We start from the raw sequence: 20,673 nt of genomic DNA on the forward strand, positions 1-20,673 counted from the left end.
GGTTGGTGCGGCGGTGTTGGCAATCGCTTTCACGAACCCGGAATTTCGCGCCGCGGTCAAGAAGGAGATCGTCTGGCTGAATGAACTGCGAACGTTGCAGGCGCACGCAAAACTTGCCGCATTCGAGAGAGTTATAGCAGTCGTCCATCCGGTCAATACGAATACAGATTAATCCAGCCAGAATCTCAAAAATTCTCGGTTCAGGGATCACTGACCCACACGCGCCACGGGCAGCATGATATCGGAATTTATTTCGCTCATTTCCGGTGGGCTGCGGCCTGATTGCGAGTTTAACCATTCAATTGCTTGATTTTGAGCAGATGTGGTCTTCCCTATGGTGATCAATCAGAAATGATCATTTCGTCGGTGCTGTGGTGAATACTATCCGCACGGCGTGGGCACACTACGTATGCCCCAGACCAGGCGTTTGGAATTCGGTTTTCCTGTCCTGACGCGAGCCCCAAGAAATGTCCGCTGCCCGTCGGCCAAGTGCCGAAAATACATAGACAGTCGCCCTCCGCTGCAACGCGTTCCATTACGGCGCCTAGGTGCATCATTGTCCATGATGGACGGCAGGTCGCTGCTATGAGACGCAGTTTATGTTTTTTGCTTTGTAATGATTGGGTAAGAACGTCGGACTGCCATTGCTATGATCGAAGCCAGGATGGCTTTTGCCAAATCTCCAGGAACGAACGCAAAGGAGCTAAGCACGGCAGTCTTTGCATCCAGATTCAGGAGGATAGCCATCCAGGGAATACCCAGAAGATTACTGATGCCTAGACCTGCGATCATAGTAATTGCGATTAATTTTGGCAGGGTCAGATTGCGCCAGTACAGCTCTGTGAAATAACCCACAGCAAGCGATATGAGCGGCCAGGCCAACAAGAAACCGCCGGTGACACCGACAAAAATACCGAATCCACCCCGGCCACCAGCGAGGACGGGCAGGCCGGCCGCCACCAAGGCGACAAAAAGCAGCTGAGACAAGAACCCACGCTTGGCGCCGAGAATAGTGCCGGCGATCAGTGGACCGATGTTCTGCACCGTTAATGGCACTCCTGTAACAGGCAAGGGAAAAGGCGGAAACAAACCCATGGCAGCGGTAAGCGCGGCGAACAGCGCAATATAAACGATATCTCTGGTGGGCATTCAGAATCCTGTTCTTTTAGGAGGGTTAAGGGTCATAACCGCGCGCATCAATCGCGTTTGATACATCATCTGCCATTTTCAAGGTGCGAATTATAACCGGCATTGCTACCGCTATAACACTGCGCTCAAGCCCACGCGCATTTTGGGCTTCCCGGACTTCCGAAGTGACTGAGGCAACGACGGGTATGAACCTCAGGAAGAGCGAGAGAGCCAGGCTTACTTTACCTGGATTGAGGCCAATCAAGCGTAGCCATCCAATCGAGCGCTCGATCGCGTCTATCATTTGGGATGTAGGCGTCGTGATCGTCACGAGTGATGCCAGCAAAAGGAGCACGATAAATCGAGCAACCACTAGCGCTCCAAAGATCACATTAGTTGTGACGATTTGAAAAAGAAAGATGGTGATAAATATCCACATGGCCGGCCGAACTTGGGCCAGCATTGTTCTTGTAGGGATACGAGCGACCCAGTACAGCGCCATAACCAACACTAAGAGTACTAAAATTATCTCGAGGCTTTGCACAAGAAAAATAGCGGTGCCTCCCAACACCAAAGCCAAAACCTTTAGACCAGCTGATATGCTGTGGATCGGGGAATCTCTATGAACATAGGTTCCCAAGCTCATGAGAGCAGTTCCACGTATCGCGCGAGACCAGGAGAGGGAGCGTCGTCAATGACGACCTTGCCATTTTCGAAGGCAATCACTCGATCAAAACCACGTAGGAAATCGAGATCGTGCGAAACGACGATAGCGGTCTGTTCGAATGCATCTATGACGTTTGCGATCCGTCGTTTGTTTCTCAAATCAAGGAGCGTGGTCGGTTCATCGAGGACAACATAGGACGGTTCCATGGCGATCACACCCGAAATTGCGATGAGCTGCTTCTGCCCGCCACTCAGCCTATGTGTGAGGTGCTTTCGAAAGGGCAAAAGATCATACCGCAGCAAGGCTTCCGTAATCTTCGCTTCGATAATGTCGGGAGGGAGTCTAAGATTTTTGAGTCCAAAGGCGAGGTCTTCGTCAACGACCGGAAACACAATCTGATTATCGGGATTCTGGAATACAAAACCCACTTTTTGGCGAATTTTCTTCCCGTCTTTCCTTGTATCAAGGCCATCGACAAGCACGGTGCCCCGCGTGGGATGCTGTAGTCCGTTGAGAAGACGAGCAAAGCTGCTTTTTCCAGAGCCATTCGACCCGACAATAGCGATCCGCTTTTCAGCCAAGACCAAATTTATATCGTCTAAAACGGTAAGGTCTTCGTAGTTGAGGGTTACGCCATTAATTTCGATCATCGATGCTCATCAAAACCCATCACAAATGGCGGCGGGGAACCTAAATTGTTCCGTAGCTGGTATCCAGGCGTGTGAGGTGATCCATTTTTCAGAACCTTCACAACAGCGTGATCAAATTTCACCATCTCGTCCGATCAAGATATAGGCTCCTTTGTGAATATAGAGGGTACTTTCCAGAAAGTATGCGCTATTTCCGGAAGGGAAAACCGATTTCCTTGCCGTTCATAATGCCTTTTGGACGGAAAATGAGGATAATGATCATGACAATTCCCAGTCCTACCTCCTGCAATCCTTTTGGAAGCTGGATGAAGGTGTCTCCATTTTCGAGCATTCGCAAAAACTCAGTGATGGCAGTGAGGATGAGAACCCCAACAACTGCACCGGACAGGCTCTGCAAGCCCCCCACGATCAGCATCGCCAAGACCAAGAATGTAAGGGGCAGATAGAAGGTATCGACCGACAGGATGCCAATGTAGGACGAGTAAAAAGCACCGCCTACACCTGCCACTACAGCACTAAGGATCCATGCAACAAATCTGGAATGTCCAACCCGGACGCCACAGGAGCGGGAAGCAACCATCTCATCACGACTGGCCCTCAGCATCAGCCCGTGACGGGAGGACTGAAATAGAAAGGCAAGAAGGATAGCAACAATTGCACCAAGGGTTGCAATCCAGGGTCCCACATCTACCGGAATGTTCGAGATTGAGGCGGTGCCGCCGGTAACCGATTCCCAATTGCTGTAGACGGCAAACACAATCGCCAAAAAGGCAAAGGTAGCGATAGAAGCCGCGATACCACTCAGCCGCACGATGAATATGCCGACCATTGAAGCAACAAGGCCAGTGACCAGTACGGCGCTCAGGATTCCGACCACGAACGGATATGAATTTTCCTGAAGTAGTAACGGCAGACCTGGTACATAAAGCGGCTTTACCATTGGCAACGTGCAGCAAGTGAACCATGCGGCAGCGTATGCTCCAACAGCTACAAAGCCAACATGGCCGAAGGAGAGAACCCCGGAGTTGCCGACGAAGATGTAAACTCCGATGACCATTATGATCTTGATCATCATCTCGGTCAGGATTTGCGGATAGGATCCACCTGCCAAATTGCCCAGCGCGGCAAGAAAGACGAGAAGCAGACTGAGGGCCATGAGCGGCCACACACGCGAAAAAGAAAAACCTAACATGACCAGCGCTCCTAAACCCGCTCTTCCAGCGATCTAACTTTAATAATGCCACCGGGACGGAATGCTAGAAAAAGGGCGAGCATTCCAAAGAGGAAGGCGTCGCGGAAGGATCGCAGGTCGATCGGAAGATATGCCTGCAGGAAGGAGCTCGCCATTCCTACTGCAATCCCACCGAGCACCGCGCCGGACAAACTGCCCATTCCTCCAATCACTGTGGCAATGAAAGCGTAGGTGATCAGTGAAGCGCCCATCGTTGGGGATATCACGCCCGTCTGCGCGACCAAAAGGAGCGACACGGCACATGCCAAGATCCCCGAGATCGCGAAAGCGAGGCCAATGACGAAATCAGCACGCACCCCCAGGTATCGCGCCATCGTGAAATCTTCGGAGGCTGCCCTCATTTGTATACCGTATGGCGTGCGATGGAGAAACAAGGTGAGGACAATCAAAAGGACAGCAGTGGTCGCAATCACGACCAATTGCAGCGCTGGAAATCGGACACCTCCGACTTCGATCATTTGGGTCAGGAGCGGCCACAGGCCGACCGATTTCGAACGCCCAGTGTAAATCATCAGGAGAATGTTTTGAATCACATAACCAAGCGCGAAGGACGCTACCATTAGTGACGCTGGATGAGCTTTCCGTAGATGCCGAAATACGAGTCTGTCTGAAAGAAGCGCAACGCCGATAATGATTAGACACACGACCGGGATCAGAACCCATGCAGGAAAAGCGCCCAGGAACGTGGTCGCCGTCACAGCAGATGACGGGACGATAAGACTATAGGCTCCTATTGTAATGAATTCGCCGTGTGCGAAGTTGATCAGTCGCAATATCCCGAACAACAAACCGATGCCAAGCGCCGCTAGCGCATACAGGCTGCCAAGACTGAGCGCATCGAACAGTGTTTGAATGAAATAGCTCACCTTGCAACTCCAAATGGCTTTGGTTGATGTGAAGACGCGCCGAAATAGGCATCGGACAAAGCGGTACCGTCTCGCAGTTCGGCTGGAGCCCCGCTAAGACGCAAACCGCCCTCGCGCAATACGTGGATAGTGTCGGCAACTTTCAACGCACGCTTGGATGTTTGCTCGTTAATCAAGAGGGTGAGATTCTCCTCTCCTCGAGCTTTCAGCAAGATTTCGTAGACTTCTTCGACGATCTTTGGTGCAAGTCCCAGCGAGGGCTCGTCGATCATCAGCAGTGTCGGCTTCGTCATCAATGCGCGAGCTATAACAAGCATCTGTTGTTCACCCCCCGACAACTTGCCAGCCGATTGTTTGAAGCGCTCACGCAGGCGAGGAAACAATGTCAGCAGACGCTCCATGTCCACCTCCATCTGCCTCCGATCTTTGCGCATGAACGATGCAACCAAGAGGTTTTCCCGCACGCTCAATGTTGGGAAAACGTGACGCCCCTCCGGAACAAGTGAGATACCGAGAGATGCGATGGACTCAGGGCGCCTATGCTGAATAGCTGCTCCTTTGAACACTACCTGACCGCCACCGGGTTTCGTGCCGCCGGCGATTGCGCTCATTATTGTCGATTTTCCGGCACCATTGGGGCCCACGATAACCGTGATGGAGCCTGCTTTGAGAGAAAAAGAGACATTTCGCACAGCTGTCATACGACCGTACGCGACGGTCAGATCCGACACATCAAGAACAATACCAGGCTCCAGCATCACAGTTCGCTCCCAAGATAGGCCTCGATAACTGCCGGGTTCTTGCGAATCTCGTCCGCCCGCCCTTGCGCAAGGGTCTGCCCCACATCCAGAACGTGAATCCGATCGCTGACGTTCATCACGACCGTCATGTTATGTTCTATGAGCAAGACGCCGCATCCGAATTGCCCGGGCAGAGAATGGACCATCTCCATAAGCTCTTCGCATTCACTATCCGACATTCCTGCAGCAGGTTCGTCAAGCAGCACATAACTCGGTTGCATCGCCAGTGCACGGGCGATGCCGACGCGACGCTCGTCGGTGTAGGGCAAAGTTGCTGCCTCTTTGTCGGCCGAGGATGCAAGCCCTGTACGTTCGAGCAGAGCAGTTGCTTCGTGACGGGCCTTTGCCCGCGACATACCTAGTGCCACAAGCGGCACCTCGACGTTTTCTCTAACGGTTAGATCGGGGAACAACCGTCCCGACTGGAACGTTCTCGCCACACCATGAATTCGGAATTCAGGCGCCGACCACGTCGATGTCAAGGTTCCGTTTACCCGCACGGTTCCAGAGGTGAGCTTTTGAAAGCCGCTTAGGCAATTTACCAAAGTGGTCTTTCCTGCCCCGTTGGGTCCGATAAGCCCAACGATCTCCCCTGGCTTTAAGGAGAAGGTTATATCCTTCAAGGCGAGAAGTCCGCCGAAGCGTACCGTCACGCCTTCCGCATCTAGACTATCTTCAGTGTGTTGTTGTTCCATCTGCACCTACAAAATTAGCAAGGAATGCATTTACCTGCGCTAGATCAGTATCGAATGTGTAAGTCTGAACCGCCGGGGAATATCGTTGCCGACAAGGGGCCCGGTCTCCCGATGCGGCATATGATAGATGTGAGCGCTGTCACAGCATCGATAGTACATTTTGCGGGGAGTCGCAGTGCGCCGACTACCAAGCTGTGTAACCCCCGTCGACCGAAAGAATGGCTCCGGTGATATAACTTGCAGCATCGCTTGTCAGAAAATGAACTGCCGACGCGACTTCTTCTGGTCTGCCATACCGTCCCATAGGTGTGAGATTTCTCCACTTTTTTGCCGTATCTGGGGGGTATTTATCTGTCATAGGAGTCTCGATGAAAGCGGGCGCCACCGCATTCACACGAACACCAGCCTTCGCCCATTCGCAGGCGAGAGATTTCGTCAGCATGTGCACGCCAGCCTTGCTTGCGTTGTAAGCAGTGACAACTGTGTCCTGAATGACGATTTTTCCCGACATCGAACCGATGTTCACGATCGCGCCGGAACCACGTTCAGCCATCATCACGCCAAAGGTTCGGCAGCAGTAGAAGACGCCGTCAAGATTGACCGATAGTACGGCCCGCCAGTCCTCGTCGCTCGTGGCACTCGTTGGGGCTGCGCGGCTTATGCCAGCATTGTTGACAAGGATATCGGGACATTTACCGATCTTGACTGCGAGATTCCTGACTTCTAGCGGAGAGGTTACGTCAGCGGCATAACCGCTCGCGCGCTCCGAAAATGACGCAACAGCCTCCGCAACTGATTTGGCGTTAATGTCCGTGAGAATGACTTCGGATCCGAACCGATGTAAAACTCTTGCAATTTCAAGTCCGATCCCGCGTCCCGAACCTGTGACCAGAGCGGTTCGACCGCTCAAATCGAATGGATGGGGTATTGCGGTCATTCCGGTCCCTTCGATGTCGGACGTCGGCAGATCTTTTTGAGCTGCTCATCGCGTCTAAATCTGAGATGTCGGACTTATGCTGCTTGATCACTGCGATCCAAAACAGTTGCGCTTCAGTGACGCTAGTCCCCTCTTTTTTGTTGACCTTAACGTTCAGGCGATTCATTAGTCAAAATGTTTGTTTTAATGCAATTCGATAAGAATATTTTATCGGTTTGATTTGGCGTTGTCTCACAACCCGGATGGAGGAACACGTGGTCGATTTCAAAGGATTGGAAACTCTTGTCTGGGTAGCTGCGCTTGGCAGCTTTCGAAAGGCGGCCGAGCGCCTGGGAACGACCCAACCTGCGATCTCCCATCGTATCACTCAGCTCGAAGAGCAGGTGGGCGCCAAGCTCTTGATACGTGATATGAGGATCGTGACGCCGACATCTCAGGGTCGGGAACTGCTTGCCTACGCAGAACGGCTCCTTGCACTGAGGGCGGAAATGCTCGCCCACGTCAGGGATAAATCAGCCGTTCGAGGCGTTGTCCGACTGGGCGCTTCGGAGAGCATTGTACAAACTTGGCTCCCTGAGTTCATCAAACGGGTAGACCAGGCCTACCCACAACTCTCAATCGAGATCGAAGTAGACATCTCCATGAACCTTCAGGCCAAGATCATGGACCAGGAAATCGATATTGCTTTCCTGCAGGGGCCGATTTCTGGACCTCGGATTAGTAATCGCCCACTATGCGAATATCCGGTGCGGTTTATCGCCAGCCCCTTGTTGAAGCTGCCTAATCCCGCAACGATCTTCGACATAGCGCAGTACCCCATTATCACATTTTCTCGCAAAACCCAGCCATACGAAATGGTAAAATCGCTTTTCAGCGCTCCCGGTTCATCGAAGGTCCGGATACACGCCAGCGCTTCGATGGCGACTGCCGTACGGCTGGCTTTGGAAGGAATTGGCGTGGCTGTAATCCCTGCTGCACTCGTGATCGATGAGTTGGCATCCCGCAGGCTTGAGATCATCAGCAGCGAAGTAATGATTCCACCGTTGTCCTTTTTTGCTAGTTGGATCGCGGCGCCCGAGACATACGAGGTCGGGCTGGTTGCGGATATCGCTGCCCGGACGGCCGCAGAGTGGTCCAAATCGATGGCTGCCAAGGAATAGAACGGTTTCGTTGTCTCAAATTGATAAATTATTTTAATTGCGTTTCATAGAAATTCGGAAATTGACTTATCGCTCCTGATTACCACTATCACGGGAAACTGGTTTCCTGGCGGTACGACATGCGAAACACCGAATTACTTGCAAATCACTCATTCGTGGATGGGTTCTCCGTGCGGCAAGCCTCTCGAGATGGCTCCTTGACGCGACCCACCTCAGGAATGGCACCGGGTTTTCAACAGGGGAACATCGTAATTCTACCCACATCGGACGCAAGTGAGTTTCTTCGCTTTTGCGTGCTGAACCCGAAGGCCGCCCCAATTTTGGAAGTCAGCGAGCCAGGGGACTTTACATTGGCAAGGCTTGGCCGGGAAATCGACGTTCGCTCGGACGTGCCACGCTACCGCGTTTTCCGAGACGGCGAACTGACAGAGAACGTGGATGACCTGCGAGCGCTCTGGAGTGATGATCTCGTCACATTCGTGCTGGGCTGCTCATTCTCGTTTGAGGACGCGTTGGTACGGGCAAACATTCCCGTCAGACACATGGACAATTGCACCAACGTGCCGATGTACATCTCCAATATCGAGACTCAGCCCAGCGGTAAGTTCAACGGGCCGACAGTTGTCTCGATGCGGCCCTTCCTTCCAAAGGATGCCATCACGGCAATGATCTTGTCTTCCCAGCTTCCCCAAGCGCACGGAGCGCCTGTTCACTTCGGCGATCCGTCAACCATCGGCATCAAGGATCTAACAGCGCCGGAATTTGGTGATCCGCCGGACATCCGGGCGGGAGAGGTCCCGGTTTTTTGGGCCTGCGGCGTCACACCACAACTTGCCATCATGCGCGCTCGCCCTCGGATTGCGATCACGCACGAACCGGGACATATGCTCGTCACCGATCTGCGATCCGACGGTGGCCGGCTGTTCTAACCCAATTTCATAATCAACCAAAAAAGGGGAATTGCAGATGATCAGTATTAAGAGAATACTCTCCATGGCGATCGGGGCATTCGCCACGGCCACGCTGTTGTCCGGCATGGCTCGCGCAAATGACGACGAAATCGTGATCGGCATGGCGATTGCGGAATCTGGTTTCATGGCTGCGTATGACGGTGACGGAACCAATTCAGTCAAGCTGTGGGTCGACGATCAGAACGCCAAAGGCGGTCTTCTGGGCAAGAAGCTGACATACATCGTTGCGGACACCAAGACTGACCGTGCTCAGGGCAGTCGAGCAGGTCAGCAACTGGTAGAACAGGGCGTCGATCTGCTGGTTGTGTCGTGCGACTACGACCAAGGCGCACCAGCTGCTGGAGCTGCGCAGCGGGCGGGTATTGCGTCTGTATTCTTGTGTGCCATGGATCCGAAGGCTGGCGTGCAGGGCGCCGGACCTTATGCGTTCACTTCGACAATCGCTGCCCAGGTTCAAGGATCGGCTGGCGCTGGCTGGGCGAACTCCAAGCTCGGTGCCAAGACTTACTATTCGCTACTCGATACGACAACAGAATTTGACAAGTCGGTTTGCGCCGGCTTCGAATGGGGCGCCGAGAAGGTCGGAATGACCTCACTTGGAACCGATACGTTCAAGAACGATGATCTGACCATTCAGTCGCAAATCACGAGAATCCTGAGCTTGCCCACGAAGCCGGACGTTTTGGCGCTATGCTCCTGGGTACCAGGCGGCGCAAGTGCCGTATTGCAGCTGCGTGCGGCAGGCCTGACCATGCCGATCATTGCAACATCGTCATTTGATGGTACATATTGGATTGATGCTGTCCCAAACCTGGAAGGGCTCTACATTCCCGTGCAGGCATCGGTACATGGGAACGATCCGCGTCCTGAAGTCAATGCATATGTCGACCGGTTCAAGGGGAAGTTTGGCAATCCGCCGGCCACCATGTACGGCGTACCGATTTATCCGTTCATGGATCTTTGGGCTCGAGCTGTTGAGAAGGTTGGCAGCACGGAGGCGACCAAAGTCGTTCCTGCGATGGAAGAATATAAGGACGAGCCGACAATCATCGGCCCAATGAGCTTTACTGCGGAGTGGCACATCCAGCTCGATGCTGAAATTGTCATGATGGAGTTCAAGGATCGCAAGCCCAGTCCTGTTGGGACGTACCGCTTTGGTCAACCGATTCCTAAAAAAGTCCTCTTCAGGACCAAGTAGTTTCGGAATGGTGTCCTGCCCGAGTACCATTCGGTGCAGCCGATTGCCGCGCCGCGACATATCACCCATTTCAGGAATTGATCGTGACCAAAATCAAAGACAAAAATATCATCATCACCGGTGCTGGCCGGGGCATTGGTGCCGCTATCGCCCGAGGATTGGCTTCCGATGGCGCTCTGATCACCGTCGCTGACCTCTCGAGCGAGACCGCTGAAGCCACGGCGAAAGACATCCGCGATGCAGGTGGCCAAGCTATCGCAGTTACTGTCGACGTTCGCGATAGAATAGCAATACGGAAGATGATCGAGGCGTCCGTCGCAGCGCATGGAAACCTCGATGTAATCTTTAACAATGCTGGCATCGTGCAGATGCGGCCGTTCCTCAAGATCACTGAAGATGATTGGCGCGTCATGAACGACGTCAACGGTCTTGGTGTGTTAATTGCGATGCAGGAAGCAATTGAAACCTTCCTTCGCCAAGGCGGCGGCGGAAGAATCATCAATACAGCCTCCATCGGTGGCAGGCTCGGTACAGATCCGCTTGCTCATTACTGTGCCAGCAAGTTCGCCGTCATTGCCTTGACGCAGGCTGCTGCAAGAGCGTTTGGAAAGGATGGCATTCGGGTGAATTCGATTTGCCCTGGCAACGTTGCAACCGACATGTGGAAAAAGATCGACGAAGGGTTTCGTGAAACCGGGCTCACGACAAAGGAAAACGAAGCGTTCGAACGATTTGCGTCTACGGCTGCGCTTGGACGACCGTCCGTAGCGGAGGATCTTGTCGGCATTGCGCGCTTTCTCGCCTCACCGGACTCCGATTTTGTAACCGGTCAGTCGATCGTTGTCGATGGAGGCACGATCTTCGCCTAGTGCGCTTCACTCGCACGGGAACTTCACCAGCGGTTGAAGTTGAGTTTCGGCGGATATCCGCTGGTTCCTATCAATTCGTCCGTTCATGAAGCCACGCCAGAAGAGCGCGCCAGCGTCTTCGAGGAGCTCTATAACACTGGAGATTTCGCGTATTGGCTGGGCAATTACAACGATATTCTTTCCGGCGCATCGGCCAACGAAATTGCGGCGGAACATCTGCGTGATCGCATTCGTGAATCGTTAAGGACCCGGTTACGGCGGAGAATCTTGTACCGAGAACTTACCCCTACGGCACGAACGGCAGCCATTAGAGACCAATTATTACGGTGCATTCAATCTCGATCATGTCTCTTTGATCGATATCAATGACTATCCAATCCTGGGCATGAGGGAGGAAGGTTTAGAACTGAGAAATGGTATGCGACAGTTTGATGTGCTCGTCTTTGCAACGGGATTTGATGCGCTGACCGGGGCGCTTACGAGCTGCAAATTGTCGGTACTGACGGACGAGTCCTTGCAGAGAAATGGAAAGAAGGTCCCTCAAACTATATTGGCATAAGGTGTGGCGGGCTTTCCAAACCTGTTCACACTGACAGGACCAGGTAGCCCTGCTGTGCTTGCGGACGTTCCGATGGCAATAGAACAGCATGTGGAATTCGCTTCTGACATGATCGCCTATGCAAACCGCCACGGTATCAAGGCTATGGAGGCTGAGGAAGCGCTCAAGAAGAATGGATGGCCGAACTTAAGACGCTGGCAGACAGGACGCTCTTTCCTGTCGCAACAAGTTGGTACCTAAAATATACCCGGGAAACTCTCGCGTGTTCATGCCCTATGTCGATGGAATGGCAAGCTATCGCCGAAGGTGCGACCAGGTAGCTGCCAATGGATATGCAGGATTTCAGCAGCGCTTCTAGCGCGCTGTCCTAAACTAACCTGCAGAGACAATCGAATCTTGCGGACTAAAGCAAACTCGAAGCGATCACGTAAGGGGAACGCAACGAATGTGGATGATCGTCACCAGAACTTCATGAAAATCCATAGGGCACAATTGGATAGGACACTTCGCTATTACTTGAATGTATTCCACTGAGTTTTAGCACGGACGCGCTGGCTGCTGCCTGTTCCTCAGCAATAATCAATTTCAATCCTCCGCTTCTCTGTCAGGGACTAACGTGCAGCGTCTAATATCACAGCAACATCATATGCATCCTCAAGTGTTGGCAGTGGTGCGCGGGAATTAGTCAAACACTCGTTGAGGAAGTAATCGTATACTTGGAGAAAGCTATCCCAATAAGTCCCATCATCCCAAAAAGGCGCGGTCGCATTGCCGAATTTGGTGATATCCAGCGGCACAACGCCGCTTCCATTCATACCGATCACCTTGAAATAACAAGACCAAGGCACGCGGCTTCGATCATCGGCAGAAAAGCTGCCCCAAAAGATCTGCAATTTTTCCATCAGGATATTCTGCTGTAGTCATCAACTGATCATGGCGCCCCTGCGCGTGAAATGAATGTTGGTACCCGTGGCGTATACGTATGAAGGGCGTCCCAAGGAGTAAAGCATCCGCGTCGTGTTGTTTATTATAAGCGTCCAAAAGTTTACGATATCCCCTAGACGCCCTGCCTTGATATGAGTGTTCAATCGCCTCATACTCTCGGCATAGACGTAATTGTGCGAATGCATACAAGTTCGCTTCTGCTGCTTGGCAATTTCCGCAAACTCCTTTATCTGCGTGGCTGCCTCGCAAAGCGGTTTTTCCAAAAGCACATGTTTTCCAGCCCTCAGCGAACACTTCGCGTACTCAAAGTGTGAAGCAGTGTTCGTTGCAACAAGCACGACATCAACGTGTTGATCTGCAAGCAAATCCTCAAGCGTTGAATAAGCGGTTCCGCCGAAACGTAAGCGAAATTGTTCAGCTTTGCTTGATGATCGACCCTATCCTCCAGCAAGGCATGCGCACCAAGTTGTCGAATCGCTTCGACGTGAAGGTCGGCCACGCGGCCTAGCCCGGTGAAGGCAACTTTCATGGGGTTTTCTGCTTTGAATTAACCTATCTCTCGACAGAGGTAGGGGCTAGTGTTGGATCGCCACGGGTCGACCTTCCTGCCAGGATTGGGTTGCGGCATCAGCGATCACCTGTGCTCGAAGCCCATCTTGCGCATCGGGGGTGGGTTTCACACCCGTTGAGACCGCCTCCACAAAATGTTCCATTTCTGTAAGATAAGCGGCTCCAAACCGTTCAAGAAAGAATGGCTGCGCACGTGCACTTTTGAAGCCTGTGTCATTGGCGCTTTCAACGAGGTTCTCCAGGACGTTTGAGACGCGCAACATGCCCTTTGAACCATGTACTTCGAGTCGTTTATCATACCCGTATGTCGCTCTACGAGAATTGGTAATCTGACAGATCCGGCCAGTGGAGGTTGTAAGAATTACTGCGGCTGTGTCGATATCGCCAACTTCTTCAATCGCAGGATCAACCAAATTGGACCCCACGGCATAGACCTGCACCGGTTCTTCCCCCAGGATAAAACGCGCCATATCCAGATCGTGAATCATCATGTCACGGAAAAGCCCTCCTGAGCCTTTGATATAGCTCACTGGCGGAGGGGCAGGATCCCTGGACGTGATCGAGACCGTTTCTACGTCCCCGATATCGCCGTACCTCACTCGATGATGAACGGCTCGAAAATGTGGATCAAACCGCTGGTTAAAGGCGGTCATAAACGGAACCGCTGCCTTTTCTACGGCATCGATGCAAATGCGAACTCGCTCTGAGGAAAGATCGATGGGCTTTTCGCAGAAGATTGCTTTGTGCGCCGCCGCAGCGGAACGGATCATGTCAAAGTGGGTGTCGGTTGACGTCGCGATCACCACCGCATCTATGTCTTTTGCGCCGAAGATATCAGAGGCGTCGCGAACCTCGACGCCAAAGCGGCGCCCTGCAGCCTCAGCAGCAGCTGTTGAAATGTCCGCCACAGCGACAAGCTTTGCTTGCGGAATTTGCTGGATTGAACGGGCATGTATCTGCCCGATTCTCCCGCACCCCAAAATTCCTATGCGCATCGTTTTTCCTTTCACGACCGAAAATCTCAAACAGGAAATGTGCCATACGCAAGCGTTGGTATATGACAGTCAAGCAAAATGTTAACGTATACATCATGAATGTCAACGATTACATTAGCCCATGGATGCGCCATTAAAAGGCTGAAATTGTTATCTGCAAACTGGCGGCATCTTTTAGCAACAGGGCGGCAATTTTTGGAACCGAGCGCGCACCGAGGTCCCTTCTACGGATATCGGTCCTGGGTTTGTCGTGGAGACCCGGGCTCGTTAACGCTTTCATGCGAAACCGAGTGAACAAAACAGGCCTTGGCAACATCTTGTTGGCGATCAGGTTGACTTCATAAACGGAATCCACGGCTTGCCTGACTTCCGTTGAATAAATAAGGATAGATCCAAGAAATGAATTTTGATACGGGTTTTCGCATGACCAAGCCGCCCACTGTTCGAGATGTCGCGCGCCTATCAGGGGTGTCAACGGCGACCGTGTCGCGGTATTTCGGCGGGAAAGCCGATGTGATCGCGCCTCACACCCTCGAAAACGTCAAGAACGCTGCGGAAACACTAGGCTATACACCTTCCGAAATCGGACGGTCGCTTCGTCTCGCTCGTAGCAGGGTCGTGGCAATGCTCGTTCCCGACGCGTCAAACCATTTCACCGCCGACGTGGCCGCATCGGTGGAAAATGCGTTAAAATCGTCCGGCCTTTCTATGGTGTTGGCGAATGCCGCGGAAAATGCAGACCAGCAGGACCGGCTGCTCTCCGATGCTCAAGGGATGCGCGCGCGCGCCATCGTCCTTCAGGGCGCAATAGACACGCCGCGACTGCGTGAATTGTGTGCCAGGCAGAACAACATAATTTTCGTAAACCGGCGTCCCGCAGACGGTATTGTAGCGCCGTATGTCGGCGTTGATAATTATGCTGCCGGCATCGCGGTCGGGGAATATTTCGCAGAAAAGGGCCATCGGAATTGTGTAGCGATTCACGGACCGAAGACCTATGCAGGAAGCAGTGAACGGCTTGATGGGTTCATTGCTGGTCTCGGTAATAGGGGGACGATATTCCAGATCGAGAGCGCCTACACGATGGAAGCGGGCTATGAACATGGCCGCAGACTGTTCTCCGGCCCCTACAGCCACCGCGCTATCTTTTGTGGTAATGATATGATTGCCTACGGTGTTCACCGCGCGGCGGTTGAATTGAGTTTACGGGTTCCCGAAGATGTCGCATTGATGGGCTTTGATGACAATCGTCTGAACGATTGGCTGGCTCCCTGGTTGTCCACGGTGACGGTTCCAGCATTTGAATTTGGCCCGGCAATAGCCGAACTTATTGAACCTTCAGCAAAGGAAATCACTGGCGCGCGCGATGTCATCTTGCCCTTCAAAATCAAGATACGAGGATCCGCTTAACTTACACGTCTGGTAAACGACGGCGGCGAGTATCCAATTCGGGGTGCAGGCGTAGATCACCAAAGGAATTGGCGAATTGTGATCGCCCAGATGCTTCAAGCTTCTTGAGGTGGAGTTGGGCGGTCCCTTCCAAGAACTGAGAGACCATACTGATTGTACATTGTGGGACTTTTAGAACAGACTCGTGGGAAGTACCACGCGCTAAGCTTGTATCGAACTGATGACGGGCGTGGTGAAAAAGATCACATGATGCCGCCGCTCAGATCAACTCCGCCCGGTCGTGAAGGTTTAGATGAGCGAAGCGGCCATCATTGATGTCGACACGGAAGAACAACTCTGTACCGCGGGAGGAGCGCTTGCGAATTGGTGCGATAGCTGGTGTCTATGGCCAGACGTGTTGATAGTTCGACTCGGGGACCGTTGAGGGCGTTAACTATGGCTGGCACATGCGAATAGGAGGCCTATGATTTAAAGCAAGGGTACTAAGAGTTCACCGACGCTGCCCTCTCTGTGCAATGCCGAACCAGTCATTGCCTGTAGTTCTTCCATGGTCATGGCGGGCAGCTTTTCTCGAACTATAAAGCGGCCGTTGACGAGGTCGATAACGGCATGGCTTGTATAGACGCGATTGACACAACCAACTCCGGTCAGCGGAAAGGTACACGCATCAACAAGCTTCGGCTTGCCCTCTTTAGTTACGTGTTCAGTGATTACAAACACCTGCTTGGCGCCGTGCACCAGATCCATTGCGCCTCCTACGGCGGGAACTCCCTTCGAACCGACCCGCCAATTGGCGAGATCCCCTGTCTGCGCCACTTGATAAGCACCGAGAATGGCCACATCCAAATGCCCGCCACGCACCATGGCAAAGCTGTCCGCATGATGAAAAAAGGCGGCGCCGGGCTTTAGTGTAACGGCTTTTTTGCCGGCATTGATAAGGTCCCAGTCCTCTTCACCCGGAGCTGATGGTTCGCCGAAGTTCAAAATGCCGTTTTCCGTGTGGAAGATTGCTTGGCGACCCGGCGGTTGATAGCGGGCAACCATTTCGGGAAAGCCGATCCCTAAGTTGACATAAACGCTGTCTTTAATGTCCTGCGCCGCGCGCCAGGCGATCTGGGCATTGGATAATTTGATGTCGTCTCTCGTATTAATGGTCATGGAAACACTTCTCCCGCCCGAACGAGCTCTTCTTCCTGCCGTGGATGCGTGACCTCAACAACACCGTTGACGAAAATACCGGGGGTAACGATATGCTCGGGGTCTATTTCTCCTGCCGCCACAAGTTTGGAGACCTGAACGATTGTCTTGGCGGCCGCCATGCACATCAGCGGGTTGAAATTGCGGGCCGCCTTATTATAGGTCAGGTTGCCATGGGTATCGCCAATATGGCCTTTGACGAGGGCAAAATCCGCTTTGAGCCATCGTTCCTGCACGTAAGGTCGACCTTCGAATTCGGCAATTACCTTTCCCTTCGCAAGCTCGGTTCCAAAAGCCGTTGGCGTATAAAATGCCGGGATGCCAGCACCGCCGGCACGAATGCGCTCAGCCAGCGTCCCTTGGGGCACCAACTCCAGCTCGATCTTTCCCGCAAGGTATTGATCGGTGAATGCACGCGGATCCGATGAGCGGGGGAACGAGCAAATCATCTTTCTGACCATCCCGGCATCGATCATCGCCGCAATCCCGATACGCCCATTGCCGGCATTGTTGTTGATGACGGTCAAATCCACGGGGCCCTTTTCGATGAGAGCGTGAATGAGTTCTATTGGCGCACCGGATCCGCCGAACCCGCCGATCATTATCACGGCACCATCGACAATTTCCGAGACGGCGTCCGCCAAATTCGAGATCGTCTTATCCACGCTATATCTCCCTTCGTACGGCTGGATGGGGTTGCAGGCAACTTCAACCTCAGACGCTGGCCAGCGCGATCACGATACCTTGACCGACACCGATACACATGGTTGCCATTGCAAGCTTGCCGCCGCAAATTTTGAGTTCCAACGCTGCCGATCCGGTGATACGCGTGCCGCTCATGCCGAGCGGGTGACCGAGTGCAATGGCGCCGCCATTCGGATTGACTTGCTCGGCGTCGTCGGCAATGCCCAAGTCGCGCAGGGTAGCAAGGCTCTGGGAGGCAAAAGCCTCGTTCAGTTCGATCACGTCGAAATCTGCTGGTGCCAACCCGAGACGTGCACATAGCTTTTTCGTTGCCGGTGCTGGTCCAAAACCCATGAGACGCGGTGGAACGCCCGTGGTCGCGCCGCCGAGGATGCGCGCGATCGGGTTAAGACCATGTTGCTTTGCCGCTGCTTCGGATGCTACGATCAAAGCCGCAGCGCCATCATTAACTCCTGATGCATTTCCGGCCGTTACCGATCCCCCCTGACGGAACGGAGTCGGCAATCTGGCCAGTGACTCGATGGTAGTTTGCGGACGCGGATGCTCATCCCTGTCGACGACATTTGGCGCAGCCTTACGCTGTGGAATGATTACCGGGGTGATTTCCTTGGCCAGTCGACCATTTTCCTGAGCGGCACCTGCTTTGTGTTGTGACCGCATTGCAAACGCGTCCTGATCTTCACGCGAAACATGGAAATGCTCAGCAACATTCTCGCCGGTTTCAGGCATGGAATCCACGCCATATTGTTTCTTCATCAAAGGATTTATGAAACGCCAGCCAATCGTTGTGTCGTAGATTTCCGCATTGCGCGAAAAAGCTGTATCAGATTTCGGGAGAACGAATGGCGCGCGCGACATGGACTCGACACCGCCGGCAATTGCCAAGTCGATTTCGCCGGCGCGAACAGCGCGAGCGGCAGTGATCACCGCATCCATACCGGAGCCGCACAGCCGGTTTATTGTGGTGCCGGGAACGCCATCCGGCAATCCAGCCAGCAATGAAGACATACGCGCCACGTTACGGTTATCCTCTCCAGCCTGATTGGCACAGCCGAAAATCACTTCATCAATCGCGGCCCAATCAACCGACGCATTGCGTTCCATTAGCGCCTTTAGCGGAATTGCACCAAGATCATCGGCACGCACTCCGGCGAGTGCTCCGCCAAAGCGCCCGATAGGCGTCCTGATGTAATCGCAAATATAAGCCTCGGTCATTTTCCCAGCCCCGTACGTTTAAGTGTAAGTAATGGCCCGTTCGGCTCGGTGGCGTCAAATATTTTGTGCGGTATTTAATATTTGTTCGTATATCGCACAAAATATGATAGTGCGATTGCTGCGATGGAGGGAGATTCGATGCGTGAAACAGATTTTATAGGCGGCTTTGCCAAGGGGCTTTCGGTCATCGAAGCCTTTGGCGAAACGACCCCTCGCCTGTCGATATCGGACGTATCGAAGATCACCGGGCTTGAGCGCGCCACAGCCCGGCGCGCCCTGCTCACTTTGGCGCAATTGGGTTACGCACATTATGACGGCAAATATTTCACGCTGTCGTCGCGCATACTGCGCCTGGGCCATTCCTATCTGTCCGCGACGCCCTTGCCGCGTATCGTTCAGCCCTTCCTTGACCGGCTTTCGGAAGCGACCGGGGAAAGCGCCTCGGTTTCTGTCCTTGACGGTAATGAAGTGGTCTATATTGCACGCGCCTCGCAGCGGCGCGTCATGTCCATCAATCTCAACCCCGGCAGCCGGCTCCCAGCCTATTGTGCATCAATGGGGCGGGTGCTGCTTGCCGCCCTGCCGGAACAGCAGGCGCGAAACATTCTTGAAACCAGCAATCTGAAATCCAACACGCCGCATACACTCACCAGTATCGACGCGCTTATCCATGAGCTGCATCGCGTCCGCGAACAGGGCTACGCTCTTATTGATCAGGAGCTGGAAATCGGATTGCGCTCGATCGCCATCCCGCTTTTCGACACCAGGGGGTCAGTTGTCGCCGCACTCAACATCGGCGCGCAGGCTGCGCGCACCGATATGGTTGAAATGGTAGAGCGCTATTTGCCGGTGATGCGCGACACACAAGCATCAATCAGCCATGTTTTGATCTAGGGGGAAATTTCCCGCGCAGTTTCCCGGATCGTCTGCATGAGAATGGAAAGCGGCAGCGACGGGATCACCTCCGCCCGAACGGTCAAACCGACAGGGCCTTTTGTGTCCTGCGTGTCGATGGCCAATGTCGCAAGCCTGCCATCGGCAAGATCATTGGCAACGACACCTGCCGAGATGATCCATACCGCATCGCTGATCCGCACGAAGGCCCGTCCGAAGGCATCGGAAACAGTCTCGATCTGCGTCGGCAGGCTACCAATGCCATTGACGATAAGAAAGCGGTCGACAAATGGCCGGATGATCGATCCTCTGGTCGGCATCAACAGCGGGAAGGCCCTGAGGCTGGAAAATATGTTGTCGCTTTTGAGGAGCGGATGCCCGGCACGCACCGCGAATACCACCTGTTCGGAATAGAGATGTTCGAAGGAAAGGCCGGTCATCTTTTCCGGCGCCGCAAGGCGACCGACCACCAGATCGAGATCGCCCAGGCGCAATTGCTCAAGCAGAACGGCATTTTCTCCGGTCACGATCTTGATGCGGCTTCCGGTTTTCTCCTCGAGGAACAGTTGCATGGTGCGGGGCATGATGCTGGCCGAAACAGTGGGCAAAGCCCCGATACGGACAGGGATTCCGTCCCCCGTCAACTCGTTCGAAACCCTGCCTCAACGCCACAATGGAAGCGCCAGCATGTTTTAATAACGCTTCGCCATAGCGTGTGATACGGATGCCGCGCCCGTCGCGCTCTAAAATGGCCACGCCGAGAACATCCTCGAGTTCCCGAATGGTCTTTGTCACTGCGGGCTGGCTTATATTCAACTGATCGGCGGCCTTCGTCACGCTCTTCTGCCGGGCAACCTCCAGAGACGTGAAGAGATGCCGAAATTTGATACGGTTTTCGATCATTGGGCCATGCCTTTCGGTGCAAATCATAATCAAAAGGTTATGCAGAATGCCTAAAAGTTCATTTTACAGAACCATACGAGTATATCA

At 53.4% G+C, this 20,673-nt stretch carries 20 protein-coding genes and 2 pseudogenes; 7 read left to right on the top strand and 15 right to left on the bottom strand.

The genetic code is table 11. The features are described from left to right. Positions 1-597: 597 nt before the first annotated feature. The 8 genes from AC6CHM_RS24725 to AC6CHM_RS24760 form a co-directional block, all read right to left on the bottom strand. Positions 598-1,149, bottom strand: coding sequence for a biotin transporter BioY (locus AC6CHM_RS24725; RefSeq protein WP_498175940.1), 552 nt, complete (start codon positions 1,147-1,149; stop codon positions 598-600). Between the two features lie 25 nt (positions 1,150-1,174). Then, positions 1,175-1,774 carry an energy-coupling factor transporter transmembrane component T family protein gene (locus AC6CHM_RS24730; RefSeq protein ID WP_498175942.1) on the bottom strand — a complete coding sequence of 200 codons (600 nt, stop codon included), beginning with the start codon at positions 1,772-1,774 and terminating at the stop codon, positions 1,175-1,177. Further along, positions 1,771-2,445 (bottom strand): energy-coupling factor ABC transporter ATP-binding protein, encoded by a 675-nt coding sequence (locus tag AC6CHM_RS24735; protein ID WP_498175944.1) that lies wholly within the window; start codon positions 2,443-2,445, stop codon positions 1,771-1,773. The genes AC6CHM_RS24730 and AC6CHM_RS24735 overlap by 4 nt, the downstream gene beginning before the upstream one ends. A 187-nt stretch (positions 2,446-2,632) precedes the next feature. Further along, the gene (locus AC6CHM_RS24740) at positions 2,633-3,637 is read right to left on the bottom strand and encodes a branched-chain amino acid ABC transporter permease (protein ID WP_498175946.1); all 1,005 of its coding nucleotides are present in this window, start codon (positions 3,635-3,637) and stop codon (positions 2,633-2,635) included. 11 nt (positions 3,638-3,648) lie between these two features. Next, positions 3,649-4,563 carry a branched-chain amino acid ABC transporter permease gene (locus AC6CHM_RS24745; protein WP_498175948.1) on the bottom strand — a complete coding sequence of 305 codons (915 nt, stop codon included), beginning with the start codon at positions 4,561-4,563 and terminating at the stop codon, positions 3,649-3,651. Further along, on the bottom strand, positions 4,560-5,321 hold the full coding sequence (locus AC6CHM_RS24750; protein WP_498175951.1) for an ABC transporter ATP-binding protein: 762 nt from the start codon (positions 5,319-5,321) through the stop codon (positions 4,560-4,562). Before AC6CHM_RS24750 ends, AC6CHM_RS24745 begins: the two co-directional genes overlap by 4 nt. After that, positions 5,321-6,058: an ABC transporter ATP-binding protein gene (locus AC6CHM_RS24755; protein WP_498175953.1), complete on the bottom strand. Its 738-nt coding sequence runs from the start codon at positions 6,056-6,058 to the stop codon at positions 5,321-5,323. Before AC6CHM_RS24755 ends, AC6CHM_RS24750 begins: the two co-directional genes overlap by 1 nt. A gap of 184 nt (positions 6,059-6,242) precedes the next feature. Further along, the gene (locus AC6CHM_RS24760; RefSeq protein WP_498175955.1) at positions 6,243-6,995 is read right to left on the bottom strand and encodes an SDR family NAD(P)-dependent oxidoreductase; all 753 of its coding nucleotides are present in this window, start codon (positions 6,993-6,995) and stop codon (positions 6,243-6,245) included. Between the two features lie 254 nt (positions 6,996-7,249). Here AC6CHM_RS24760 and AC6CHM_RS24765 point away from each other — a divergent pair, with 254 nt between their 5' ends. From AC6CHM_RS24765 to AC6CHM_RS24785, 5 genes are all read left to right on the top strand, one after another. Beyond that, a complete protein-coding gene (locus AC6CHM_RS24765; protein ID WP_498175957.1) occupies positions 7,250-8,155 on the top strand; it encodes a LysR family transcriptional regulator in 906 nt (301 codons plus the stop codon). A 119-nt stretch (positions 8,156-8,274) separates the two neighbouring features. Continuing rightward, positions 8,275-9,084 (top strand): putative hydro-lyase, encoded by an 810-nt coding sequence (locus tag AC6CHM_RS24770; RefSeq protein ID WP_498175959.1) that lies wholly within the window; start codon positions 8,275-8,277, stop codon positions 9,082-9,084. A gap of 37 nt (positions 9,085-9,121) precedes the next feature. Further along, a complete protein-coding gene (locus AC6CHM_RS24775; RefSeq protein WP_498175961.1) occupies positions 9,122-10,324 on the top strand; it encodes an ABC transporter substrate-binding protein in 1,203 nt (400 codons plus the stop codon). A gap of 83 nt (positions 10,325-10,407) precedes the next feature. After that, positions 10,408-11,193 (top strand): SDR family NAD(P)-dependent oxidoreductase, encoded by a 786-nt coding sequence (locus tag AC6CHM_RS24780; RefSeq protein WP_498175962.1) that lies wholly within the window; start codon positions 10,408-10,410, stop codon positions 11,191-11,193. A 631-nt stretch (positions 11,194-11,824) separates the two neighbouring features. Next, on the top strand, positions 11,825-11,992 hold the full coding sequence (locus AC6CHM_RS24785) for a hypothetical protein (RefSeq protein WP_498175964.1): 168 nt from the start codon (positions 11,825-11,827) through the stop codon (positions 11,990-11,992). A gap of 371 nt (positions 11,993-12,363) precedes the next feature. Here the strand turns inward: AC6CHM_RS24785 and AC6CHM_RS24790 are convergent, their stop codons facing one another. The 3 genes and pseudogenes from AC6CHM_RS24790 to iolG form a co-directional block, all read right to left on the bottom strand. After that, positions 12,364-12,654 carry a hypothetical protein gene (locus AC6CHM_RS24790; protein ID WP_498175966.1) on the bottom strand — a complete coding sequence of 97 codons (291 nt, stop codon included), beginning with the start codon at positions 12,652-12,654 and terminating at the stop codon, positions 12,364-12,366. Between the two features lie 21 nt (positions 12,655-12,675). Then, positions 12,676-13,071, bottom strand: a pseudogene (locus AC6CHM_RS24795) (Gfo/Idh/MocA family protein); the annotation flags it as partial. A gap of 201 nt (positions 13,072-13,272) precedes the next feature. Then, positions 13,273-14,262 carry an inositol 2-dehydrogenase gene (gene iolG, locus AC6CHM_RS24800; protein WP_498175968.1) on the bottom strand — a complete coding sequence of 330 codons (990 nt, stop codon included), beginning with the start codon at positions 14,260-14,262 and terminating at the stop codon, positions 13,273-13,275. Positions 14,263-14,685: 423 nt separating this feature from the next. Here iolG and AC6CHM_RS24805 point away from each other — a divergent pair, with 423 nt between their 5' ends. Then, a complete protein-coding gene (locus AC6CHM_RS24805; RefSeq protein ID WP_498175988.1) occupies positions 14,686-15,672 on the top strand; it encodes a LacI family DNA-binding transcriptional regulator in 987 nt (328 codons plus the stop codon). A 468-nt stretch (positions 15,673-16,140) separates the two neighbouring features. Here the strand turns inward: AC6CHM_RS24805 and AC6CHM_RS24810 are convergent, their stop codons facing one another. Genes AC6CHM_RS24810 through pcaF form a run of 3 tightly spaced genes read right to left on the bottom strand, consistent with a single transcriptional unit; the run spans position 16,141 to position 18,789 of the window. After that, a complete protein-coding gene (locus AC6CHM_RS24810) occupies positions 16,141-16,830 on the bottom strand; it encodes a 3-oxoacid CoA-transferase subunit B (protein ID WP_498175970.1) in 690 nt (229 codons plus the stop codon). Next, a complete protein-coding gene (locus AC6CHM_RS24815) occupies positions 16,827-17,534 on the bottom strand; it encodes a 3-oxoacid CoA-transferase subunit A (protein WP_498175972.1) in 708 nt (235 codons plus the stop codon). Before AC6CHM_RS24815 ends, AC6CHM_RS24810 begins: the two co-directional genes overlap by 4 nt. A gap of 49 nt (positions 17,535-17,583) precedes the next feature. Next, a complete protein-coding gene (pcaF, locus tag AC6CHM_RS24820; RefSeq protein ID WP_498175974.1) occupies positions 17,584-18,789 on the bottom strand; it encodes a 3-oxoadipyl-CoA thiolase in 1,206 nt (401 codons plus the stop codon). 138 nt (positions 18,790-18,927) lie between these two features. Here pcaF and AC6CHM_RS24825 point away from each other — a divergent pair, with 138 nt between their 5' ends. Then, complete coding sequence (locus AC6CHM_RS24825; RefSeq protein WP_498175976.1) at positions 18,928-19,683, top strand: IclR family transcriptional regulator; 756 nt, start codon at positions 18,928-18,930, stop codon at positions 19,681-19,683. Here the strand turns inward: AC6CHM_RS24825 and pcaQ are convergent. Then, positions 19,680-20,586: pseudogene (pcaQ, locus tag AC6CHM_RS24830) on the bottom strand (pca operon transcription factor PcaQ). The gene AC6CHM_RS24825 and the pseudogene pcaQ sit on opposite strands and share 4 nt — an antisense overlap. Between the last annotated feature and the right edge of the window lie 87 nt (positions 20,587-20,673).

This window comes from Phyllobacterium sp. GQ127 (assembly GCF_059758635.1).

Bases quoted from the DNA above. Each gene is read 5' to 3' on its own strand.
- AC6CHM_RS24810 (WP_498175970.1), bottom strand. From the start codon at position 16,830: ATGACCATTAATACGAGAGACGACATCAAATTATCCAATGCCCAGATC.
- pcaF (WP_498175974.1), bottom strand. From the start codon at position 18,789: ATGACCGAGGCTTATATTTGCGATTACATCAGGACGCCTATCGGGCGC.
- AC6CHM_RS24805 (WP_498175988.1), top strand. From the start codon at position 14,686: ATGACCAAGCCGCCCACTGTTCGAGATGTCGCGCGCCTATCAGGGGTG.
- AC6CHM_RS24730 (WP_498175942.1), bottom strand. From the start codon at position 1,774: ATGAGCTTGGGAACCTATGTTCATAGAGATTCCCCGATCCACAGCATA.
- iolG (WP_498175968.1), bottom strand. From the start codon at position 14,262: ATGCGCATAGGAATTTTGGGGTGCGGGAGAATCGGGCAGATACATGCC.
- AC6CHM_RS24750 (WP_498175951.1), bottom strand. From the start codon at position 5,321: ATGCTGGAGCCTGGTATTGTTCTTGATGTGTCGGATCTGACCGTCGCG.
- AC6CHM_RS24790 (WP_498175966.1), bottom strand. From the start codon at position 12,654: ATGGAAAAATTGCAGATCTTTTGGGGCAGCTTTTCTGCCGATGATCGA.
- AC6CHM_RS24760 (WP_498175955.1), bottom strand. From the start codon at position 6,995: ATGACCGCAATACCCCATCCATTCGATTTGAGCGGTCGAACCGCTCTG.
- AC6CHM_RS24825 (WP_498175976.1), top strand. From the start codon at position 18,928: ATGCGTGAAACAGATTTTATAGGCGGCTTTGCCAAGGGGCTTTCGGTC.
- AC6CHM_RS24725 (WP_498175940.1), bottom strand. From the start codon at position 1,149: ATGCCCACCAGAGATATCGTTTATATTGCGCTGTTCGCCGCGCTTACC.
- AC6CHM_RS24785 (WP_498175964.1), top strand. From the start codon at position 11,825: ATGGCAATAGAACAGCATGTGGAATTCGCTTCTGACATGATCGCCTAT.
- AC6CHM_RS24775 (WP_498175961.1), top strand. From the start codon at position 9,122: ATGATCAGTATTAAGAGAATACTCTCCATGGCGATCGGGGCATTCGCC.
- AC6CHM_RS24740 (WP_498175946.1), bottom strand. From the start codon at position 3,637: ATGTTAGGTTTTTCTTTTTCGCGTGTGTGGCCGCTCATGGCCCTCAGT.
- AC6CHM_RS24735 (WP_498175944.1), bottom strand. From the start codon at position 2,445: ATGATCGAAATTAATGGCGTAACCCTCAACTACGAAGACCTTACCGTT.
- AC6CHM_RS24755 (WP_498175953.1), bottom strand. From the start codon at position 6,058: ATGGAACAACAACACACTGAAGATAGTCTAGATGCGGAAGGCGTGACG.
- AC6CHM_RS24770 (WP_498175959.1), top strand. From the start codon at position 8,275: ATGCGAAACACCGAATTACTTGCAAATCACTCATTCGTGGATGGGTTC.